Genomic DNA, 20,257 nt, shown 5'->3' with positions numbered 1-20,257 from the left:
CATGGCGCGCCGCGGCGGAAAGCTCCTGCTGATTGCCGCGATGCTGCTGCTCGGCACCTCCCGTGCCGCCGTGGAGGCCGCTCAGGTCGACACGATCCAGGACATCTTCCGGCACCTGCGCACCTGCTGGAGACCGCCGTCGCCGGCCAGGGCGCGCCCCCTCGACATCACCGTCGTCGTGAGCTTTAACCGGGCCGGAAACATTCTGGGCCATCCGAGGATTACCTATGAATCCGCGGAGGCCCCCGACAATGACCGGCTGCAATACCGGATCGCGGTGATGGAGGCGTTGCAACGCTGCACGCCGGTGCCATTTACCGATGCAATGGCCGGCGCCGCCGCGGGACGACCATTCGCGATCCAGTTCCGCAGCCGCAAAACGTCACCCGACAAGACTTCACCCCCAACGCAAGAGAGACGAGCATGAGCGTCACCGAAAACACCCTGATCCTCGAGACCACGCAGGGCCCCGTCACCATCGAGATGCGGCCCGACCTCGCGCCGGGCCACGTCGCGCGCATCAAGGAGCTGGTCCGCGAGGGTTTTTACGACGGCATCGTGTTCCACCGCGTGATCGAGGGCTTCATGGCGCAGACCGGCTGCCCGCACGGCACCGGCACCGGCGGCTCGGGCAAGAAGCTGAAGGCCGAGTTCAACAAGGAGCCGCATGTGCGCGGCACCGCCTCGATGGCCCGCGCCGCCAATCCCGATTCCGGCGACAGCCAGTTCTTCATCTGCTTCGACGACGCCCGCTTCCTCGACAACCAGTACACGGTGTGGGGCAAGGTCACCGAGGGCATGGAGAACGTCGACAAGATCAAGCGCGGCGAGCCGGTGCAGAATCCCGACAAGATCGTCAAGGCGCGGATGGCCGCGGACAAGGAGTAAGCGCGGTCCTGTCATCGCCCGAGCAGGCGGGCGATCCAGTACTCACGATCGTTGTCGTAACTACCACTGGCGGTTACTGGATGCCCCGCCTTCGCGGGGCATGACACCGACCAAGCTCGCTCATGCGCACCGACCTCTTCGATTTCGACCTGCCCGCCGAGCGCATCGCCTTGCGCCCGGCGAGCCCGCGCGATTCCGCGAAGATGCTGGTCGTCGAGAACGGCGCGCTGCGCGATCAGACCATCGCCGACCTGCCGACATGGCTGAGGTCCGGCGACCAGCTCGTCGTCAACGACACCAAGGTGATTGCGGCGCAATTGAAGGGCCGCCGCATTGGCCGCGAGACCGAGCCGAAGATCGAGGCGACGCTGATCAAGCGGCTCGACGGCTCGCGCTGGCAGGCGCTGGTGAAGCCGGCGAAGAAGCTCGTCCCCGGCGATCGCATCCGCTTCGGCAACGAGGGCAAGGTCTGCCTGCTCGGCCATCTCGACGCAGAGGTGGAGGCCAAGGGCACCGAGGGCGAGGTGACGCTGTCGTTCTCGTTCCACGGCCCGGCGCTGGACCAGGCCATCGCCGATCTCGGCAGCCCGCCGCTGCCGCCCTACATCGCCTCCAAGCGCACGCCCGACGATCAGGATCTTGCGGATTACCAGACCATGTTCGCGGCCAATGAAGGCGCGGTTGCAGCGCCGACCGCGGGGTTGCATTTCACGCCGGCGCTTGAGCAAGCGCTGCGCGACCGCGACGTCGGCATCAACCGGGTGACGCTGCATGTCGGGGCGGGGACGTTCCTGCCGGTGAAGGTCGACGACACCGAAGCCCACAAGATGCATGCCGAATGGGGCACGATCTCGGCCGAGACGGCGGAGCGCCTCAACGCGGCGCGGAAGAGCGGCGGCCGCATCGTTGCGGTCGGCACCACGTCATTGCGGCTGCTGGAAAGCGCCGCGAGCGAGGACGGCACGATCCAGCCATTCGCCGCCGAGACGTCGATCTTCATCACGCCCGGCTATCGCTTCCGCGCGGTCGATGTCCTGATGACGAATTTCCATCTGCCGAAGTCGACCCTGTTCATGCTGGTGTCGGCCTTCTCCGGGCTCGCGACGATGAAGCAGGCCTATGCGCATGCGATCGCGCGCGGGTACCGGTTCTATTCGTATGGGGATGCGTGTTTGCTGTTTCGGGCTCGGGAGTGACCCGGCGGCATCCGTGTGGTATGCTGTTCACGCCGTTGCAAGGATCGATTGGCCGATGAACATCCGTTCCGCGAAAGTCGATGAGCTTGCCCAGCGCCTCGCCCGTCTGACGGGGGAAGACATCGAGACGGCGCTGGAGCGCGCTATTGAGGAGCGCTTGTCTCGTGTCGGCACGCCGACGACAGATAGAAGGGCCGCTCTGACCTCGTTCTTCGAGCGGACCGCTGGCTTGCCGGTTCTGGATTCCCGATCTGCTGACGAAATTCTGGGCTACGATCGTTTCGGGCTACCGTCCTGATGTTAGTGGATACGTCTGCGATCATCGCGACCGTAACCAATGAGCCGGATGGACAACTCTACCGGACAGCGATGCTGGATGCCGACATCCTGTCGATGTCGGCAGTCGCGGTCCTGGAAGCCAAGATCGTTCTCTCTGCTCGCTTCGGAGCAGCGGCTGTGGCGTTTTTCGACGAGTTACTGGAGACCGCGGGAATTGTCGTCGTGCCGTTCGACGCCGAGATGGCCAAAGCTGCGTTCGAAGCGTTTCAACGGTTTGGCGGGGTGGAGGACATTCGGCACAGCTCAATATCGTCGATTGTACGGTCTACGCTCTTGCCAAACTGCGTTCGGAACCGCTGCTCTTCAAAGGAGCCGATTTTGCCAAGACAGATATCGTGGCGGCGTTGAGCTGACGGCACGGTAAGCCGCCGCGACTTTGCCCGCGGTAGCTCGAAGAGCGAAGGCGGAAGCATGCCCACCGTCCTTTAAATGCCGGAGCGAAATGGTGGGCACGGCGCTTGCGCGCCTTTGCCCACCTGCACATCTCGCTGCTACGCCATCACCCGCTGCGGCAGGAGCTCGGCGATCTGCACTGCGTTCAGCGCGGCGCCCTTGAGCAGCTGATCCGCCGCCACGAACATCGAGATCGAATGGCCGCTAGCGTCGCTGAGATCCTTGCGGATGCGGCCCACCAGCACGTCGTCCTGGCCCGAAGCGTCGATCGGCATCGGGAAGTAGTTCTTGGCGCGGTCGTCGATCACCTTGACGCCGGGGGCCTGCGCCATGATGGCACGGACCTGGTCCTCGGTGATCGGCTTCTCGCATTCGAAGGTGATGGCTTCGCAATGGGCGCGCAGCACCGGCACGCGCACGCAGGTGACGCCGACGGCGATGCTCTCGTCCTCGAAGATCTTGCGGGTCTCCTTGATGACCTTGGTCTCTTCGTCGTTGTAGCCGGTCTCGGGGTCGATCGCGGTGTTGTGGTTGAACAGGTTGAAGGCGTAGGGGTGCGGCATCACCTTGGGCGTATAGACCTGCCCGTTGAGATTGGCGCGGGTGGATTCGACGAGCTCCTCCATCGCGGCGGCGCCGGCGCCGCTAGCCGCCTGATAGGTCGAGATGATCACGCGCTTGATGCGGTTCTTCTGGTGGATCGGCCAGAGCGGCACCAGGGCGGTGATCGCGGCGCAGTTCGGGTTGGCAATGATGCCCTTGTGGTCACGGATGCGGCTGGCGTTGATCTCGGGGATCACCAGCGGCACGTTGGGGTCCATGCGGAAGGCGGAGGAGTTGTCGACCACGACGGCACCGGCCTTGACCGCGATCGGCGCATACTTCCTGGAGATGCTGCCGCCGGCGGAGAACAGCGCGATGTCGACGCCGTCGAAAGAACGCTCGGTCAACTCCTCGATGACCACACTGTGCCCGCGGAACGACACCGTCTTGCCGGCCGAGCGTGCGCTCGCCAGTGCCTTGAGCTTGCCGACGCGGAAACCACGCTTGTCCATGGTGGCGATGAATTCGGCGCCCACCGCACCGGTGACGCCGACAATCGCGACGACGGGATCGTTACTCACTTTGTCCTCCATTGCGTTTTAGACAACAAAAAAGCCCCGGGCCATCGAGGGCGGGGCTTGCCGTAGAGCTGATGCGTTTAAGTCGACGACCTACGCGCGCACGCCTCCCCGGGCCCCTTCGGCCGTGGTGGTTTTGGTCGTGCGTTTGGTGGTCGTGAACATGGCGGCGACTTATGCGGGAGAGTCTTGCCCCCGTCAATGGCTTTTCGGCCCGGTCGATGCCTGGGGCGGCGTGCCGCTATTCGGCACCCGCTATTTAGCACCCGCTATTTCGCCTTGGCGCCCGGCGGCTCCAGGGTGACCTCCTTGAGATCGTCGCCGCTGACGACGACGATCGAGAAGTTCAGCCGGCCGCGTTCGCGGACCAGCCCGCCGCTGATCGCCTTGCCCGCAGCGGCGCGCTCGGCGACGCGCACGGCATCGGAGAGGCGGTGCCTGATCGCACCTAGCGCTGCGAGGTTGCTGCGGTCCTCGCGGTCGAGCTCGGTAAGGGGGAGGGCGGCTTCTCCGCCGACGAATTCGCCCGTCGCGGCATTGATGGTGTGGCGCCAGATCCGGTCGTTGTGCAGGGTCTTTACCCGGTAGACCGGCACGCCCGAGCCGCCGTCGAAGCTCACATCGGCGGTGGTGGCGCCGGCATGGCGGGCTTCGGCAATCGCCATGGCCTGGCTGATCGTGATCGACGAGCCGCGGAATCGCTCTATTTCGCGGCTGACTGCCTGGCGGTCCGCTTCGGCATCACCATCTGTGTCGCTGTGAAGCGCGGTCGGCGTGCTCGCGGTCACGACGGCCTGTACCGGCGCGGCGAAGAGCAGCGCGGGCATTGCGACCGCAAGCAGGTACGAGGTCCATCGTTTGGCAGTGGTCATGCTCGAAACCCTCGGCCAGCGAGTGTGCCGGATGATCGTAAAGAATTCGCGGCCGGCCTTGGGCATCGGCCGGCCGCCGAGCGCCGCGGCAGGCTGTACTGTACCCGCAATGGCGATCGAAGCGGTCCGGACCTCTTTGGGGCTGGTGAAAAAGCGGCCCGTACCGACTTATAATTAAACCATACCGTATCGTTTTGTTTCGGTCAATGACGCCACGCCATCCGCCTCGGGGAAAGTCCGCAAGCTCACGGAATTGTCAGCGGGCGGAGCGGCGCCGCGGCGTGAGTTTCGGGCCGCCCTGGACGCGGTCGGCAGGTCCCAGCGCGCCCGCCAGGAACAGCTTGATCGCCGCGCGCATGCGCTTCTCGGCGGACTTCATCTCGAGCGCCGTTCCGAACGTCGCCATGCGGTGGGTGTGGCCGACGACGACGTCGAGGAACACCTCGGCTGCGATGGTGGTGTCCTCGACATCGAGCGCGCCTTGCGCCACCAGATGGTCGAAGAAGCGCGCCGTGGTGGCGACGGCCTTGAGCCAGCCTTCCTCCTTGCCGAGCTTGGCGACGTCGGGAAAGTTGATGGCCTGCGCCGTCATCATGCGGCTGAAGGCGACGGCATCGGGGCCGCAGGTGAAGGTCAGCATCTCGCGCCCGATCTCGACCAGCCGCTGCTCGACCGGAATGTTCGAGGCGCTGGAGAGCTGCGTCTCCGCCGCCGCCGACAGCGGCGCAAGCCAGCGCTCGATCTCGCGCCTCAGCACGGCGGCGAACAGGCCGCGCTTGTCGCCATAGCGGGAATAGACGGTGGGCTTGCTGACCCGCGCCGCTTCCGCGACCGCATCGAGCGAGGTCGCATCGAAGCCGCGGTCCAGGAACAGGCGGGTGGCGACCTCGATCAGCCGCTGATCGCGCTCGATCGCGGCGGTCTTGGTCGGCCGGCCGCCGCGCGATTTCGGCACCTCGCGCCGTGGCGCTGCCGGTCTTGCCTTGGTCGCAGTCAATCCCATGCCCAATGATTCCTGCGCGTTTCTGACGGTCGTCTTTGCTCTATAACGCGCAGCAACCGGGGCGTCATCGCGAATCTGGCCGAAATGGCCGTATCGTCAACGGTCTCGATAGGGCCTCGTTCCCTCGTGCCGGCCTACGGCAGCGTCGAGGTCCAGGCCTGGCCGGATGCAGCCTTCTCGTATCCGTACTGATACAGCGCCCGCATATAGGCGGTATCGAACCCTTCCGACGGCGGGGCGGGATAGTCGCGCGCGATATAGGAGAGATGGAAGCCGAGGCGGTTGCGCTTGGCGAAATCGTAGGTCGAGAAGATGATCGAGCGGGTCTGCGATTGGGTGATCGCCGACAGGCTGCGTGAGGCGACGTCGATGGTCCCGTTGGACACCAGCTCGAAATTGCGTTCGATCTTCTTGTTGACGAGGATGTAGATGTCCATCTTCGCATTGCCCGGCAAACGGCCGCTCTGGAACAGCAGAGCTTCCGGCAGGGTCAGCACCGGCGCCGTCACGCCGCCGTCGACATGCATCTCCTGAAACTTGCGGCCCTGGCCTTCGGCATCGATCATGATGGGCGGAAACACCAGGGGAATGCTGGCGGAGGCCGCCATCACGTCGCGAAACAGCTTGAGCGCCTCGGGCGTTCCGACCGCGGCGATCTTGCCCATGTCCCAGATCGCGGTGCGCTGCGTGTCGAGGTCGGTCGTCACCACGAGCAGCTTGCGGCCCTTGGCGTGCTCGCGCGCGACCTGCGCCATGATCTCGGGCCCCACGTAGCGCGCGACGAGCTCGCGCAGCCTGGTGTTGCCGAACAGGCCGGATCCGAACAGCACGCGCACGATGCTGGGGTCGTTCAGGAGGCTCTCCGCGATGCCGCTGGTGTAGACCTCCTTCAGCGTGTCGTCATATTGCGGTCCGAGAAACGCAAACGGCGCGATCAGGCCGCCGGTGCTGACGCCCGAGACGACCGAGAAGGTGGGGCGGGTTCTCGCTGCGGTCCAGCCGTTGAGCACGCCGACGCCATAGGCGCCGTCAGCGCCGCCGCCGGAGAGGGCGAGATAGGTTCTCGTCGCGGTGCTGTAGTCCTTCTCGAAGCTGAACCTGGTAACCGGCTCGTCGGCGTAGCGCCTGAGCCCGTCGATATTCAGCACGCGCGAGACGCTGGCCTCAGTGGCCGTGTAGGGCGTGCGAGGCAGGGAGGTGCAGGCGCCGAGTGACAGGCTGCAGATCAGGACCACCAATCCGATCAGGCCGAAGCCAATCTGCCTGATCCGGTCACGCGAGGAGGCGGATGCGTCGGTCGAACACGAAGGGTACGGCATTGTCGGTGGCTGGCGATCACGCATCTACCGCCGCCGGCGGGTTACGCCGCGGCATCTCGTCCAGCCACCAAGGACAAAACTACACTGTATCGTTTTGTTTGACAAGTGTGCGGAACACGGTCCGTGCGTTGGACGGTGTCCCAGTCTGAAGCACCAACCGGGCTTTAGCGCCGCTTGGCGGGTTGATCGGCTTCCTCCGACACGCAATAAGCACCGCCATGAATCCCGACAATGACCTTCCCAATCACTTTGAGTTGCTCGCCACCGACGGGGCCGCACGCACCGGGCGGCTGACCACTCCGCATGGCGTGGTGCGCACCCCGGCCTTCATGCCGGTCGGCACCGCCGGTGCCATGAAGGGCATGCACTGGCGCGAGGTGCGCGATGCCGGCGCCGACATCGTGCTCGGCAACACCTATCATCTGATGCTGCGTCCGAGCGCCGAGCGGATCGCGGCGCTCGGGGGCCTGCAGAAGTTCACCGGGTGGAACGGACCGATGCTGACCGATTCCGGCGGCTTCCAGGTGATGTCGCTGGCGGATTTGCGCAAGGTCAGCGAGCACGCCGTCACCTTCCGCTCGCATATCGATGGCGCCAAGGTCGAGCTGTCGCCGGAGCGCTCGATCGAGGTGCAGCGTTTGCTCGGCTCCGACATCGCCATGCAGATGGATGAATGCGTGCGGCTGCCCGCCGAGCCCGCCGACATCGAGCGCGCGATGCAATTGTCGCTGCGCTGGGCCGAGAGAAGCAAGCGCGCCTTCGAGACCGCCCCGGACGGCTACATGCTGTTCGGCATCGTGCAGGGCGGCGACGTGCCCGAGCTTCGTCATGCGAGCGCGAGAGGCCTGGTCGGGATTGGCTTCCATGGCTATGCGATCGGCGGGCTTGCCGTCGGCGAGCCGCAGGCGGTGATGCTGGCGATGATCGACGAGACCGCGCCGCTGCTGCCGAAGGAGCGGCCGCGCTATCTGATGGGCGTCGGCACGCCCGACGACATCCTCGAAGCGGTGAAGCGCGGCATCGACATGTTCGATTGCGTGATGCCGACGCGCAATGGCCGGCACGGCGTCGCGTTCACGCGCTACGGCCAGGTGAATTTGCGCAATGCGCGCCATGCCGACGATCCGCGCCCGCTCGATGAAGAGAGCTCATGGCCGTCGACGCGCAACTGCGCGCGCGCCTATCTCCATCATCTCGTCAAGGCGGGCGAGACGCTGGGGGCGATGCTGCTGTCCGAGATCAATGTCGCATACTACCAGTTCCTGATGCAGGGCATCAGGGACGCGATCGCACGCGGAAATTTCGAGGAGTTCTATCAGCGCACGCGCACGGACTGGGCGAGGGGCGATATCGCCCCGCGCTAGATCAACGGTCCAAACTCAGTTGCACACGATCCGCCGCTTCACGGCATGCTTGGTCACGAAGCCGTAGCCGCAATTGTCGCAAGTCCAGAGATAGCTGATCATGTGGTCCGAGACGTAGGCAGATGCTTCAGCGGCGACCATGGAGTCGGCGCAGACGGGACAGGTCGGCAACTCACTGCAACGCGGATCACGCCTTAGCGTTACGGTCGACATCACTTCAGCAACTGCTGACATCGTGCTGACCTCCCTGTTTTAAGACCTAAGTCTAACATAAGCAGAATCAGTTGACGAGGTCGCAACACAAATGCGTTGGTTTTCTGCTAATTAGAGCTCACGTGATTTTGCGATGCAGCGTATTTAACATGTGCTGCATTGCCGCTTGCGTGTCGCCGCAAGCTGTCCGTAACTGCGCAAGGCCGCGACAGACGTGCAGATCGTCGCCTCAGGGAGTTCATCATGGACGCATCGTCCAACACGGGTGCAGCGCACCAACCCGGCCGTGGCCGGATCTACGACTCGATCGTCGATGCCTTCGGCAACACGCCGATCGTGCGCTTGCGCCGGCTGCCCGGCATGCACGGCGTGAACGCGACCATTTTGGCAAAACTTGAATATTTCAATCCTGCCGCGAGCGTGAAGGACCGCATCGGTGCGGCCATGATCATCGCGATGGAGAAGGCGGGCATCGTCAAGCCCGACACCGTGCTGATCGAGCCGACCTCCGGCAATACCGGCATTGCGCTCGCCTTCGTGGCGGCCTCGCGCGGCTACCGGCTCAAGCTGGTGATGCCGGAATCGATGTCGATCGAGCGACGCAAGATGCTGGCCTTTCTCGGCGCCGAGCTGGTGCTGACGCCGGCGGCGCAAGGCATGAAGGGCGCGATCGCGGCGGCCGAGGAGCTCTTGAGGACGACGCCGAACTCGGTGATGCCGCAGCAGTTCAAGAACCTCGCCAATCCCGAGGTGCACCGCCGTACCACCGCGGAGGAGATCTGGAACGACACCGGCGGCAGCATCGACTTCTTCGTGGCCGGCGTCGGCACCGGCGGCACGATCACCGGCGTCGGCCAGGTGCTCAAGCCGCGCAAGCCCGGCTTGCGTGTTGTCGCGGTCGAGCCGGAGGAGAGCCCGATTCTGTCGGGAGGACAGCATACCCCGCACAAGATCCAGGGCATCGGCGCCGGCTTCGTCCCCGACATCCTCGACCGCGCCGTGATCGACGAGATCGTGAAGATCAACTCGACCACGGCCATCGAGACCTCGCGCGCGCTGGCGCGGCATGAGGGCATTCCGGGCGGTATCTCCTCGGGCGCCGCGATCGCCGCCGCGCTCGAGATCGGCAAGCGGCCGGAAGCTGCAGGAAAAACCATCCTCGCCATCGTGCCGTCCTTCTCCGAGCGGTATCTTTCAACGGCTCTGTTTGAGGGGATCTGAGACATGGCAGATCAACCGAGGCGGCCGCGCACGCTTGGCGATGCCAGAACGGAAGCCGAGGCGGCGTTCAAGAAAGTGACGGCGAAGGTCGCCGCGCCGCCGCCCAAGCAAAACGCCGTTCCCGGCATCAAGGAGCAGGTCACGCTGCGGATCGACCAGGACGTGCTGGAGTTCTTCCAGGAGGGCGGTCCCGGCTGGCAGGACCGCATCAACGAGGCGCTGCGCAAGGCGGCGGGGAAATAGGCTCCGACCCGGCATGTCGGACCAGCGGCGTCTCTCCGCGGACTGTGACATCCGCTTGGCGCGCATCCCTATCCTCGTCATTGCGAGGAGCTCTTGCGACGAAGCAATCCAGACTTGTTCCGCGGAAAGATTCTGGATTGCTTCGCTGCGCTCGCAATGACGGAATATGCTGCAACACCGTCCATACCAACGAAAAAGCCCGGCGCGAGCCGGGCTTTTGTCTTCTGAGATCGGCGTCCGTCTCAGCGGCGGAACATGCCGCCCATCATGCCGCCGACGACGCCGCCGACGAAGGCCGCGCCGGCCGCATCGCCGGGATTGCTGCGTGGCTGGGGAGCCGGTGCGGGCGCGCTGCTCTGAGCCGGGGCGGTAGCGGCGCGGCGGGCGGCCTTCTGGCTGGTGTCGCTCGCCGTCGCCGGGGCAGCCACGACTTCCGAGAGCAGAGCTTTATGCTGAAGCTTGTTGAGGTAACCCGATGAGGGATAGCCGCGCGCCGTCTGCCAACGCTTGAGCACCGACCGGGTCTCGTCGTTGAATGTGCCGGTCTGGTTGATGTCGAAGCCGAGCGCCGTGAGCCGACGCTGCACGTCGCGGCGCTTGTTCTTGTCGAGGCCGATCTGGTCCTCGGTGACTTGGGTGGCCTCGTCGGTGAAGGTCGCAGGATCGACGCCGGCGTTGAGCGTGCGGGTCGCGGTCGAGGGGCCGCTCTTGATCGCCGCAAGCCGTGCCAGCGCCAGCGCCTTGAACTGGCCGTTCGGGTAGGCGGTGAGGTAGGCGTTGAGCTCCTCGGGCTTGTTGGACTCCTTGACCGAGCGCCAATATTCCAGCTCGACGCCGTCCGAGCCTCCGGTCGCCGCCGGCATGATGCCGGTCGCGGTCGGGGCCGCGGCGGCAACCTGGGTGGTCGGGGCCTGATTGAGGTAGACGGAGCCGGTCAGGTTGGTGTGGCCCCAGGGCAGCTGGCCCTTGCGCGTCTCCTCATTGACCTGAGCGCGCACCGACGTCATCGCCTGCTGGATCTCGACGCCGGGCTTGGTGATGTTGTCGATCAGCGCACGCGTGAACGGGCTGTTATTGCCCTCCTGGCCGTCGAGCGCGGTCTGGCCCGGGCCGGTGGCGAACGCGATCAGCGTGCCTTCGCCGGACTTCATCTCGGCAAGGCCGCTCTGGACGTTGACGCTGCGGGTCGCCGAATTCGACTTGATCTTGGCGGCGAACGGATTGTCGCGGCAGGCATCGAGGAAGACGAGCTTGACCTTGGCATCGCCCATGGTCTGCTCGAGCGTCAGGTCGATGTTGATGGCGGCGCCCAGCTTGACGTCCATCTCCGACTTGATGTCGGCGTCGACGGGCAGCAGGTAGTTGGTGCCGCTGACGGCGATGCCGTGACCGGCATAGTAGAACAGCGCGATGTCGGAGCCCTGCGCCTTGCGGCCGAAATCGAGCAGCTTCTCCGTCATCTGGTCGCGGCTGAGATTGGAGCCTTCGATCACCTCGAAGCCGACATTGCGCAGCGTCGAAGCCATCGCCTTGGCGTCGATCGGCGGGTTCGGCAATTGCGCGACGTTCTTGTAGGAGCCGTTGCCGACCACGAAGGCGACGCGGCGGTCGGCCTTGGCGGCACTGACCGACAGTGCCACGCACATCAGCGAAGCGAGGAGGGTGAGATAGCGCATTCTGAAATCCCCAGAATCGAATTGCAGGCAGCAACAAATTGGCAACGAACCTACACGAAGTGCCCGACTTCGCGCCACCAAAACGGCAGTCCGTTGCGGCAACCCGCTGCTGTGTGGCCGAATGTGCACGATGGAGTGTCGCTCCAGCGTGATCCAAATCACACGGCCACTTGGTTTTGTCGCGCGGGGCGGCGCCAGGTTCACCGTGCGCGGGCGGGAACCGGCGAAGCCGGCTTCAAGTTAAGGAGATTGCCGAACAGGATCAGCGCGGCGCCGAACACGGTCCAGGCATCGAGCCGTTCGGAATACAGCAGCCAACCAGCGGTTGCGGTCAGTGGAACCCGCAGGAAGTCCATGGGAACCACGATCGTCGCGTCGGCGTAGCGCATCGCGCTTGCGAGGCAATAATGTGAGAACGTGCCGCAGACGGCGATCACGCCGACCCAGGCCCAGACATAGAGCGATGGCCAGGTCCAGACGAAAAGCGTCGGAACGAAGCCTGCGACCGACTGCACCACCAGCATCCAGAACAGGATCGAGAGCGCGCTCTCGGTGCGGGTCAGCGATTTGACCTGCGCCATCGAGACGCCGAATCCCATGGCCGCGCCAAGCGCGATGAGCTGGCCCGGATTGATCTCCCCGGCCGCCGGTCGGACAATGACGATGACGCCGACGAGGCCGAGCACGATGGCGGCGATCTTCCACGGTGTCATCCGCTCGGACAGGAAGCTTGCCGCGAGGAGGGCCGTCCAGATCGGCATGGTGAACTCGATGGCCACCACTTGGCCGATCGGGATCAGCGTCAGTGCGAAGAACCAGCCGAGCTGCGCAACATAGTGCACCAGATTGCGGGCGACATGCTGCGGCAGGCGCGACGTCTTGAGCACCTTCAAGCCGCCGGCGCGGTAGATGATCGGTGACAGCAACACGAAGCCGGCCAGCGACCTCACTTCCATGATCTGAAAAACATTCAGCTCGCGCGTGGTCTCGCGCCCGGCCACCGCCATGACCAGCATCAGTGACAGCCAACCGGCCATCCACAGTGCAGCCATCATTTTCGACGGTGTGGTGCTCATTTGCGGCGGGTGGAATACGAAGGGGCGGCCGGTATCGGCGACATTGCCGCCGTTTGCAACGGCCAAATCTGCGGATGCAGCGATGCAGGGCGGCGTGTTAAGGCATCAACGAACAACAACGAGAACATCGGGAGAGATTGCCCATGCGCATCCTGCAGCCGGCCGAGTGGAAAAAACCGCGCGGCTTTTCCCATGGCGTCGTGGTGGAAGGGCCGGGCCGGTGGGTGGTTCTGGCCGGCCAAACCGGCGGCGACGAGGCGGGCAATTACGCGCCCGACATGGCGGCCCAGGTCGCGACTGCACTGAAGCGGCTCGTCAAGCTGCTGGGCGAGGCCGGCGCCGGCCCCGAGCACATCGTCCGCCTGACCTGGTACCTGACCAGCCGCGCCGAGTACGAAGCGGCAGGTGCCGGCATCGGCGCGGCTTGGAAGGAAACGCTCGGGCGCAATTTTCCGCCCTCGACGCTGCTCTATATCGGAGGCCTCGTGGACGAGCGTGCCAAGGTCGAGATCGAGGTCACGGCGTTCGTGCCCGGCACATAAATTTCGACCCGGCGGGGTCGCCGGATCGATCGTCGCATCACCCGGCGTCTTACTTAGACATCGAGATGCTGGCCCCGCGGAACTGGCTGTCCGCGCGCATCGTGACGTTCTGCTTGTTGCCGGACGTCTTCAGAGAGATGTTGGCGTTGAAGCCGGCGGTGGAGGCCACCAGCTCGTAATTTCCGCCGGCGCCGCGGCCCTGAAGCGAACCGGAGATATTGCGGCTGGTCTCGGACCAGCTCCCTGCAATGGCGCCGCCTTCGGCCTTCACGTTGGCGCCGAGATTGAACTTGTAGGCATCGCTGGCGCAGGTCAGCGACATCTCCATGGTCGGTCCGATCGGGGCGTATTTGGCCCGGCAGCGGATCCGCTCGGTGGAGCCGTCATCCAGCGTGACCGTACCAGCGCCGCTCCAGCTGCCCGCCAGCGGGGCGAACGGGCCGGACTGGGCCTTGCTTTGGGTATTGGCGATCCCTGCCGCAAACAAAACGGCGGCCGCGATCAGCAGCCGCCGGTTCCGGGCGCGAGCCTCAATTGACTTATTGGCGCGATGCTTCCCACCGCCCGCTGCACGGTATGCCTGCAGATGCTCCATTCCACTTCCCCGATCCGGCGTTGCCGCTGAGTTGACCGTTGGCATATGCACCATTGATCGAAACTTTCACAAGTCCCCCACTGCCGATGGTGCCGGAAACGTTAGCGCCGGGCGCGGTGATCTTGCCGTCGGCAACCGTCAGCATGGAGCTTGCGGTCGGCTCGCACGAACCGCTCTTGGTCACGATGGTGACCTGCCAATTGCCGTCATAGGGATTCTGGGCGAAGGCGGGGGCGGCGAGGGTGCCGGCGAAAACTGAGGCGGCACAGAACACCGCAATGCGACCAAAACGCATGAATTCGTCCTTGAACGTGTCTGAGATCCTGACGCTTATTCGGACGAAATGTGACGGAAATTTGTTGCGATGCCAAAACGAAAATTGTTCCTGTGGGAACAATGGTTTATTTGCCCTTTTGGCTTCGATTTCCGAAGTGGAATCAAAGGCCCCTCACGTTAAGGGTAAACGTCAGGACGACTCGGGAAAACCTGACTCAGGGAGCTTGGCCTAGGAGAGGCTCGGCGCGGAGGTCGCGAACTGCTCGTCCTGGGCCTTGGCGGGCAGCGCTTTGTGGACCTTGGCGTAGTCGATCACGTCGGCCAGCAGCTTGAGCCCGAGCGGCGCCAGCGCGCGCTCCCAAAGCTCCCGTGCGGTCTCGCCCTTCTTGACGAAGCACCAGTCCTGGGCGGCGATCGCACCGGCGTCCATGCGGTCGGCGAGATGGTAGATCGTGCCGCCGGCGATCGGGTCGCCTTCCTTGATGGTCCATTCCACCGCGGCCTTGCCGCGGTGGCGCGGCAGCAGCGAGGGATGATAGCCGATCCCGCCGAACCTGGCGGCGGCGAGCGCATCCTTGCCGATCCTGGCATGGCTGTGTGCGGTGATGATCAGATCGGTGTCCGGCGCGATCTCGGAGGCGACCACCAGCTTGGGATTGGCTTGCACCTCCACCTCGATGCCCGCGGCCTTGGCCGCCGCGGCGAGGCGGTCGTCGGCATCGGCCACCACGACCCGGACGACCGAGACGCTGTGCTCCCGGAGCATGTTCAGGGTGGTCACGCCGAAATGGCGGGAGCCGACGAGGGTAATGCGCATGGGTGTCCGATCCGTCTCGCAACTGCGTACATCCCCGATAACACGTCCGCACGCCCTGTCACCACCCGCGCAACGTTTGCGAGGGTTATCAACAATGCGCCAGGCGCCGGTTGCGTGAACTCTGGGATTGCGCGGTCGAGCTGTCCGGTGCTTCCATCCGGGCATGACACCGGCTCGGGAGCGAGCGCATGCGCAGCATCGGTTTTTTCGTCGTCGCGACACTGATGGCGGCCACTTCGGCCCAAGCTGGCGGGCCTTACCCGGCGGTCCCGCCCGAGACCGGGGTCGCGCTATCAATAGGGCCGGCTTGGGACGCCTACCGTTGCGCGCAGGGTCCAGTGATCAATTTTTATCATGGCGCCTATTACGGCGAGGAGCCGCCGGCGCTCTATCGCGGTTACGCCTACCGGCCGTACTATCGTTACCGGGCCTATCGAAAATTGCCGCGCACCTATTTCTGCGTGATCGACGAGAGCACGTGACGGGTTCCTGTGTTTCGTTCTTAACAGAGATATCTCGGATTGGCTGATAGAGTGCGCCAACCGGGGCTGGCGACATTTCAATCCGCATCCGTTTTCGAACCCGGCTTTGGCCGCTGGCGTCACCGCCGGCGGCCTTTTCATGCCACGCATCACGAAATCATCGAACGGTAACACGATCTCAACCAGCTTGGCGTATCGACGAATCCGTCGCGGATTTGTATTGCGTACCGCGACACTGAAATCGTCCGCCGGCGTGGGCGCGCCGCCGGGCCGTTTCGCCGGGACAGATTTCATGCCGAACGCGATCGAGCAGATCGTCGACGCCTATGTGCGTCTGAAGAACCGTCGTGGACTCGACGAGCTGATGATGCACAGGCAGCGGCTCGCAGTCGATCTGAAGAGCCGGTCCGGCTATGATTTCAGCCTGCCGATCGGCCAGATCAACGAGGAAATCGCGATCATCGAGGCGGGGCTCAGCCGGCTCAAGGCGGAGAATTCCACGAGCTAGAAAGTCTGCATCGTGCACTGGATTCGGCGCTGACGCATTGTCGCAGCCCGAGCCCGGTTCATGCAGGGTTCAGGCCGGCCAAGTCTCAATGGCCAAGTCGTTTCGTGGGACGTGAACCTGAGAGCCTTGTCCCAGTGATTTGGAGGAATCGTCATGATCGAGCTTGCGCTGGCCGGCCTGCTTGCATTCGCAACCGTGCCTGCGGCATCGACGGTGCCCACGGTGGAGCAAGTTCAATTCAGAGGCGGTCCCGGCGGACAATGTCCGCGCGGCTATGATTTCAACCACTCGAACGGCCGCTGCTATCCCAACGAGCATCACGCGCCGGGTGTCTATACCCGCGATCCCGGGCCCCGTTACGGCGGCGAGCTCTGTCCGCGCGGCTACGATTACAATTACACGAACGGCCATTGCTATCCAAACGGGGCGCATGCGCCCGGTGCTTATGGCGCTCCCGAACACTACGGACGACGCGGCGAACTTTGCCCGCCCGGCTTCGATTACAACTATTCGCGCGGACAATGCTTCCCGAACAACGCCCACGCGCCTGGCTTGTACGGCCGATAATCCATCGCCCTGGTAAGGGGGCGAGCTTAGTCGCGCCGGCCACCATCGATGACCGTGAACAGCGGCCGCGCCGGCGTCGGCTCGACCAATAGCTCCTCCACCAGTGCGGTCGCCGCATCGACATATTTGCGCGTGGGCTTGTCGAGAGGGCGCTTGGCCTCGTCGTCGAGCGCGACTTTTGCGGCCTCGACCAGCTTGCGCATGCGTGCCGCATGGTCGTCGCCCGCGGTCAACGTCGCGCGCGCGAGCGAGCGTAGCACGAACAGCTCGCCCTCGAGGCGGAGCAGACGGTCGTTGAGCCTGGTCAGGACGGCGTTGAGGTCGGCCATGGTGTCCGAAGCGGAGGGGTCCGTCCTGATCTAGCCGCGATCGGTGAACGGAGTCCAAACGGCGCCGGTGCAATTCGGCCGATCCAGCTCACCGCGGGCGGCTTACCACTCGATGCCGGCCCAGCGCCTCCCGAACACGGGCGGCTTCGTCTTCACGGCCTGCCAGCCGAAGAAATGATGCTTGCCGGACCAGGCGTGCACGACGCCGTTGCAGATGCCGCATTTGAAGCTGCCGCTGTGGGCCTCACTATGCTCCTCTTTGGTCGCGGTGTAGTTCATGCCGCAACTCGCACAGGTGAATTCTTCGATCGTCCAGATGCTGTTGGCCATGGTCCGGAATGCGCTTCGGTGACTGCGAATGGAAGGTAGTCACCAGCGTTTTCAGCGGCGTAAACCGGCGCCGGGAAATCCGGTTAATGGGCGTTAGCCAAGGCGGGTTGGAGTGCGGCCGATGCGGTATCCGGCAGCCGGTCGTCTTGACGCCAGATGCGTTGCTGGCAATAACGACTGAGCCCGCAACCGCGGAAGTTGCGTTCATGCCGCAAGGAAAGCTGTGCCCGTGAAAAGCCTCCGTCAGCTGCTGACGGGAGAGGACGTCATCCAGCTCGTGATCCGGCTCGGCCTGCTGGCCCTGCTGATCATCTGGACCTTCCTGATCATCCGCCCGTTCGTGCCGATCCTGGCCTGGAGCGGCGTGCTGGCGGTCGCGTTCTATCCGGCGTTCAGCTGGGTTGCCAAGATCCTGGGCGGCCGGCCCAAGACCGCAGCCGCGATCCTGACCCTGATCACGCTGGGCATCGTCATCGGTCCGGCGACCTGGCTCGGCATCAGCGCGGTGGACGGCGTGCGTGAGCTGGCGCACCAGCTCGGCACCGGCGACCTCGTGCTCCAATCGGCCCCGGAGCAGCTCAAGTCCTGGCCGCTGGTCGGCCCCTGGCTCTACGAGCTCTGGGACCAGGCCTACAACAACGTTCGGGCGGTAGTGCGCGAGGTGGCGCCGTATCTCCAGCCGCTGGCCGGCCCGCTGCTCTCGCTCGCGGGCGATGCCGGCGTCGGCACGCTCCAGTTTCTCGTCTCGGTGTTCGTGGCGGGCTTCCTGTTTCCGCATGGGCCGCGCCTGGTCGCCGCCGGCCGCGGCTTCCTGTTTCGGATCGTGCCGGAGCAGAGCGAGCATTTCCTCTCGCTGGCCGGTGCGACCATCCGCGCCGTGGCGCAGGGCGTGATCGGCGTCGCGATCGTGCAGGCGCTGCTCGCCGGCATCGGCTTCAAGCTCGCCTCGGTGCCGAGCGCGGGCCTTCTTGCCTTCATCGTGCTGCTGCTCTCGATCGTGCAGATCGGTGCTTTCCTGGTGCTGCTGCCTGTCATCATCTGGATCTGGACTGCAAAGGACGTCACCACGGCGCTGCTGCTCACCGTGTTCTTCGTGCTGGTCGGCTTCATCGACACCATGCTGAAGCCGCTCGTCATGGGCCGTGGCCTGACCACCCCGACCATCGTGATCTTCGTCGGCGTCATCGGCGGCACGCTGGCCCACGGCATCGTCGGATTGTTCATCGGACCGATCATCCTGTCGGTGGCCTGGGAAATGATGATGGCCTGGATCAGGACCGAGGACCGGGCGGAGCCGGGGAAGGGTTGATCTCGCCCCGCCAGCGCGGTGTCAGCCGCCCCATGCCGGATAGCTCGCGGCCTGTGATCAAGGCGCGCCGCTAACTTGTCTGTTCGACTAGACAAGTTACCATTGGGTCGATTCTGTTTTCGACAACGGCAGCAATGGCGAAGTCTTCCAAGCTGGTCGCCGCCAGGCGCGGCAAGGTATTGTTGGTCAGACGCCGGTCGGACGGCCTGTGGATGTTTCCGGGCGGCCGCAAGCGAGCGCGCGAGTCGGAGAAGGACTGCCTGCGGCGGGAGATCAAGGAGGAGCTGCCCAAGCTGAAGCTCGGCAGGATCAGCCTCTGGAAGGAAGTGAAGACGAGGAACAAGCGCTCCGGCCGCAAGATGAGCGACGCGATCTTCATCGCCAAGTCCGCCAAGGGCAGGCTGGCGATCGGCGACAAGAAGGAGATCGACCGCGCCGCCTGGCAGAAGCCCCGCGGCATCCGCCTGACGGCGACCTCGCGCTACATCCGCGACCGCCTGTTTCCCCGCAAGCGGCGGCGAAGCTGAGCTGCTAGTCCTCGCGCGTCGCCGATCGCGTCCGTCCGGCGAATCTCCGCGACTGCGCCACCTGCGGCTCGGGGGCCGTCAGCTTCGCGGCCTGGAGCTCCCGCATCTCCTTGCGGACCTGGCGCGCACTGCGCATCGCCCGCTTGATGAAGGGATGTTGAGAGTCCTCGGCGAAGAACAGTACGACTTCGCAGCTCGGACATTGCCTGGAATAGCCGTCCTGCAACCGCCCGGCGCGATCGCGAAACACGTTCTTGCACCGCGTGCACTGAATCTGGACTGAACTCATGCGCGGATGACAATCACTTTGAAGATGGATCGTCAGCTGATCCGAAATGTCTGAAGAAAGCTTGAATGCCGTCGTGGCCGGATGCCGGCAGACATCGCGCGGCCGGGCCATCGACCTGTGGCGGACGACGCCGGTTGGAACAGTCGGCCAGCCGTTATTGCTTGGCCGCCATCGTCTCCAGGCAATGGTTGAGAAAGGCGGTGCGATCCCTCGGCAGCACCTTCTCGAGATCGGCCTTCAACGCGCATTCGCGCTGACGCAGCTGCTCGGCCCGGCGCTTCTCGGCCGCCTCGCGGTATTCGGGAGCGACCTTGTTCGGATCGACCAGCGGCTGTGCGTGGGCGGGGACCGTCGCGAGCAGCGCGACGGCGCTGATGAAAATGAATGGTTTCAAATGAGCCTCCGTCAAAGCGGACATCCTAGCGCGCGGCGGGCGCGCGCTCAAACCGGGCGATGCGGTAGCCCGTTCCGGAAGGTCGGAGTGGTCTGATCGGCCGGTCTTGGAACTCTCATGGGCGTGTGAACCAGTTCACAAGCGCGCGGTGAAACCGCTGCTATGAAGACGTCATTGCTTAACCGATTCATTTTGAACGAAACGCCCCAGCGTGGCTCCAAGCGCTGGGGCTTTTTCGTGCCTCCATTCTCCCGACCAGGGCCAGATCGTCGGGATCGGGCCGCCGTCTCGAACGTTGCCGGGGAGGGGTGCGTTCGCAGGGCAAATCCCATATGCATGGCGGCGAGCTGCCGATTCGAGGATCAAGG

28 protein-coding genes are annotated in these 20,257 nt (G+C 64.6%); 14 read left to right on the top strand and 14 right to left on the bottom strand.

Annotation, left to right across the window (positions count from 1 at the left end; all coding sequences use genetic code 11):
• Position 1: 1 nt before the first annotated feature.
• The 5 genes from DCG74_RS24950 to DCG74_RS24930 all read left to right on the top strand — a co-directional run bounded on the left by DCG74_RS24950 (position 2) and on the right by DCG74_RS24930 (position 2,771).
• Entirely contained in the window at positions 2-427 is a 426-nt protein-coding gene (locus tag DCG74_RS24950; RefSeq protein ID WP_172783713.1) for a hypothetical protein, read from the top strand.
• Positions 424-888 carry a peptidylprolyl isomerase gene (locus DCG74_RS24945; RefSeq protein WP_018642141.1) on the top strand — a complete coding sequence of 155 codons (465 nt, stop codon included), beginning with the start codon at positions 424-426 and terminating at the stop codon, positions 886-888. The genes DCG74_RS24950 and DCG74_RS24945 overlap by 4 nt, the downstream gene beginning before the upstream one ends.
• A gap of 122 nt (positions 889-1,010) precedes the next feature.
• A complete protein-coding gene (gene queA, locus DCG74_RS24940) occupies positions 1,011-2,084 on the top strand; it encodes a tRNA preQ1(34) S-adenosylmethionine ribosyltransferase-isomerase QueA (protein WP_172783714.1) in 1,074 nt (357 codons plus the stop codon).
• A gap of 55 nt (positions 2,085-2,139) precedes the next feature.
• The gene (locus tag DCG74_RS24935) at positions 2,140-2,382 is read left to right on the top strand and encodes a type II toxin-antitoxin system VapB family antitoxin (RefSeq protein ID WP_172783715.1); all 243 of its coding nucleotides are present in this window, start codon (positions 2,140-2,142) and stop codon (positions 2,380-2,382) included.
• A complete protein-coding gene (locus DCG74_RS24930) occupies positions 2,382-2,771 on the top strand; it encodes a type II toxin-antitoxin system VapC family toxin (protein ID WP_246708708.1) in 390 nt (129 codons plus the stop codon). The genes DCG74_RS24935 and DCG74_RS24930 overlap by 1 nt, the downstream gene beginning before the upstream one ends.
• 143 nt (positions 2,772-2,914) lie before the next feature.
• Here DCG74_RS24930 and DCG74_RS24925 read toward each other — a convergent pair whose 3' ends face one another.
• From DCG74_RS24925 to DCG74_RS24910, 4 genes are all read right to left on the bottom strand, one after another.
• Positions 2,915-3,952, bottom strand: a complete 1,038-nt coding sequence (locus DCG74_RS24925; RefSeq protein ID WP_172783716.1) for an aspartate-semialdehyde dehydrogenase — start codon at positions 3,950-3,952, stop codon at positions 2,915-2,917.
• A gap of 254 nt (positions 3,953-4,206) precedes the next feature.
• The gene (locus DCG74_RS24920) at positions 4,207-4,809 is read right to left on the bottom strand and encodes a PepSY domain-containing protein (RefSeq protein WP_172783824.1); all 603 of its coding nucleotides are present in this window, start codon (positions 4,807-4,809) and stop codon (positions 4,207-4,209) included.
• A 256-nt stretch (positions 4,810-5,065) separates the two neighbouring features.
• Positions 5,066-5,812 carry a TetR/AcrR family transcriptional regulator gene (locus DCG74_RS24915; RefSeq protein ID WP_172783717.1) on the bottom strand — a complete coding sequence of 249 codons (747 nt, stop codon included), beginning with the start codon at positions 5,810-5,812 and terminating at the stop codon, positions 5,066-5,068.
• Between the two features lie 134 nt (positions 5,813-5,946).
• Positions 5,947-7,155 carry a patatin-like phospholipase family protein gene (locus DCG74_RS24910; protein WP_172783718.1) on the bottom strand — a complete coding sequence of 403 codons (1,209 nt, stop codon included), beginning with the start codon at positions 7,153-7,155 and terminating at the stop codon, positions 5,947-5,949.
• A gap of 194 nt (positions 7,156-7,349) precedes the next feature.
• Here DCG74_RS24910 and tgt point away from each other — a divergent pair, with 194 nt between their 5' ends.
• The gene (tgt, locus tag DCG74_RS24905; protein WP_172783719.1) at positions 7,350-8,495 is read left to right on the top strand and encodes a tRNA guanosine(34) transglycosylase Tgt; all 1,146 of its coding nucleotides are present in this window, start codon (positions 7,350-7,352) and stop codon (positions 8,493-8,495) included.
• Positions 8,496-8,510: 15 nt separating this feature from the next.
• Here the strand turns inward: tgt and DCG74_RS24900 are convergent, their stop codons facing one another.
• Complete coding sequence (locus tag DCG74_RS24900) at positions 8,511-8,729, bottom strand: hypothetical protein (RefSeq protein WP_172783720.1); 219 nt, start codon at positions 8,727-8,729, stop codon at positions 8,511-8,513.
• A 222-nt stretch (positions 8,730-8,951) separates the two neighbouring features.
• Here DCG74_RS24900 and cysK point away from each other — a divergent pair, with 222 nt between their 5' ends.
• Positions 8,952-9,929 carry a cysteine synthase A gene (gene cysK / locus DCG74_RS24895; RefSeq protein ID WP_172783721.1) on the top strand — a complete coding sequence of 326 codons (978 nt, stop codon included), beginning with the start codon at positions 8,952-8,954 and terminating at the stop codon, positions 9,927-9,929.
• A 3-nt stretch (positions 9,930-9,932) separates the two neighbouring features.
• Positions 9,933-10,172: a BrnA antitoxin family protein gene (locus tag DCG74_RS24890; protein WP_172783722.1), complete on the top strand. Its 240-nt coding sequence runs from the start codon at positions 9,933-9,935 to the stop codon at positions 10,170-10,172.
• Positions 10,173-10,414: 242 nt separating this feature from the next.
• Here DCG74_RS24890 and DCG74_RS24885 read toward each other — a convergent pair whose 3' ends face one another.
• Together DCG74_RS24885 and DCG74_RS24880 are read right to left on the bottom strand one after the other, a co-directional pair.
• Positions 10,415-11,848 (bottom strand): caspase family protein, encoded by a 1,434-nt coding sequence (locus tag DCG74_RS24885; protein ID WP_172783723.1) that lies wholly within the window; start codon positions 11,846-11,848, stop codon positions 10,415-10,417.
• A gap of 200 nt (positions 11,849-12,048) precedes the next feature.
• The gene (locus DCG74_RS24880; RefSeq protein ID WP_172783825.1) at positions 12,049-12,924 is read right to left on the bottom strand and encodes a DMT family transporter; all 876 of its coding nucleotides are present in this window, start codon (positions 12,922-12,924) and stop codon (positions 12,049-12,051) included.
• 143 nt (positions 12,925-13,067) lie between these two features.
• Here DCG74_RS24880 and DCG74_RS24875 point away from each other — a divergent pair, with 143 nt between their 5' ends.
• Positions 13,068-13,466, top strand: coding sequence for a RidA family protein (locus DCG74_RS24875; RefSeq protein WP_172783724.1), 399 nt, complete (start codon positions 13,068-13,070; stop codon positions 13,464-13,466).
• A 49-nt stretch (positions 13,467-13,515) separates the two neighbouring features.
• Here DCG74_RS24875 and DCG74_RS24870 read toward each other — a convergent pair whose 3' ends face one another.
• The 3 genes from DCG74_RS24870 to DCG74_RS24860 form a co-directional block, all read right to left on the bottom strand.
• Positions 13,516-14,061: a hypothetical protein gene (locus DCG74_RS24870; RefSeq protein ID WP_172783725.1), complete on the bottom strand. Its 546-nt coding sequence runs from the start codon at positions 14,059-14,061 to the stop codon at positions 13,516-13,518.
• On the bottom strand, positions 14,006-14,356 hold the full coding sequence (locus DCG74_RS24865) for a hypothetical protein (RefSeq protein ID WP_172783726.1): 351 nt from the start codon (positions 14,354-14,356) through the stop codon (positions 14,006-14,008). Before DCG74_RS24865 ends, DCG74_RS24870 begins: the two co-directional genes overlap by 56 nt.
• A gap of 210 nt (positions 14,357-14,566) precedes the next feature.
• The gene (locus DCG74_RS24860; protein WP_172783727.1) at positions 14,567-15,154 is read right to left on the bottom strand and encodes a formyltransferase family protein; all 588 of its coding nucleotides are present in this window, start codon (positions 15,152-15,154) and stop codon (positions 14,567-14,569) included.
• A gap of 338 nt (positions 15,155-15,492) precedes the next feature.
• Here DCG74_RS24860 and DCG74_RS24855 point away from each other — a divergent pair, with 338 nt between their 5' ends.
• From DCG74_RS24855 to DCG74_RS24845, 3 genes are all read left to right on the top strand, one after another.
• The gene (locus DCG74_RS24855) at positions 15,493-15,636 is read left to right on the top strand and encodes a hypothetical protein (protein ID WP_246708710.1); all 144 of its coding nucleotides are present in this window, start codon (positions 15,493-15,495) and stop codon (positions 15,634-15,636) included.
• A 292-nt stretch (positions 15,637-15,928) separates the two neighbouring features.
• Entirely contained in the window at positions 15,929-16,144 is a 216-nt protein-coding gene (locus DCG74_RS24850) for a hypothetical protein (RefSeq protein ID WP_172783826.1), read from the top strand.
• A 153-nt stretch (positions 16,145-16,297) separates the two neighbouring features.
• Positions 16,298-16,711: a hypothetical protein gene (locus tag DCG74_RS24845; RefSeq protein ID WP_172783729.1), complete on the top strand. Its 414-nt coding sequence runs from the start codon at positions 16,298-16,300 to the stop codon at positions 16,709-16,711.
• A 26-nt stretch (positions 16,712-16,737) separates the two neighbouring features.
• Here DCG74_RS24845 and DCG74_RS24840 read toward each other — a convergent pair whose 3' ends face one another.
• Both DCG74_RS24840 and DCG74_RS24835 read right to left on the bottom strand, forming a co-directional pair.
• Positions 16,738-17,040 carry a hypothetical protein gene (locus DCG74_RS24840; protein WP_027575377.1) on the bottom strand — a complete coding sequence of 101 codons (303 nt, stop codon included), beginning with the start codon at positions 17,038-17,040 and terminating at the stop codon, positions 16,738-16,740.
• 102 nt (positions 17,041-17,142) lie between these two features.
• On the bottom strand, positions 17,143-17,370 hold the full coding sequence (locus DCG74_RS24835) for a hypothetical protein (protein ID WP_172783730.1): 228 nt from the start codon (positions 17,368-17,370) through the stop codon (positions 17,143-17,145).
• A gap of 229 nt (positions 17,371-17,599) precedes the next feature.
• On the opposite strand from DCG74_RS24835, the gene DCG74_RS24830 reads away from it, so the two are divergent.
• Entirely contained in the window at positions 17,600-18,679 is a 1,080-nt protein-coding gene (locus DCG74_RS24830; protein WP_373569495.1) for an AI-2E family transporter, read from the top strand.
• Between the two features lie 134 nt (positions 18,680-18,813).
• The gene (locus DCG74_RS24825; protein WP_172783732.1) at positions 18,814-19,206 is read left to right on the top strand and encodes an NUDIX hydrolase; all 393 of its coding nucleotides are present in this window, start codon (positions 18,814-18,816) and stop codon (positions 19,204-19,206) included.
• 4 nt (positions 19,207-19,210) lie between these two features.
• Here DCG74_RS24825 and DCG74_RS24820 read toward each other — a convergent pair whose 3' ends face one another.
• Together DCG74_RS24820 and DCG74_RS24815 are read right to left on the bottom strand one after the other, a co-directional pair.
• Entirely contained in the window at positions 19,211-19,456 is a 246-nt protein-coding gene (locus DCG74_RS24820; RefSeq protein ID WP_306557883.1) for a hypothetical protein, read from the bottom strand.
• A 193-nt stretch (positions 19,457-19,649) separates the two neighbouring features.
• Positions 19,650-19,889, bottom strand: coding sequence for a hypothetical protein (locus DCG74_RS24815; protein WP_172783734.1), 240 nt, complete (start codon positions 19,887-19,889; stop codon positions 19,650-19,652).
• Positions 19,890-20,257 lie beyond the last annotated feature (368 nt).

Source organism: Bradyrhizobium sp. WBAH42 (genome assembly GCF_024585265.1).
Classification (GTDB): domain Bacteria; phylum Pseudomonadota; class Alphaproteobacteria; order Rhizobiales; family Xanthobacteraceae; genus Bradyrhizobium.
This window is presented reverse-complemented; position numbering and strand designations above follow the sequence as displayed.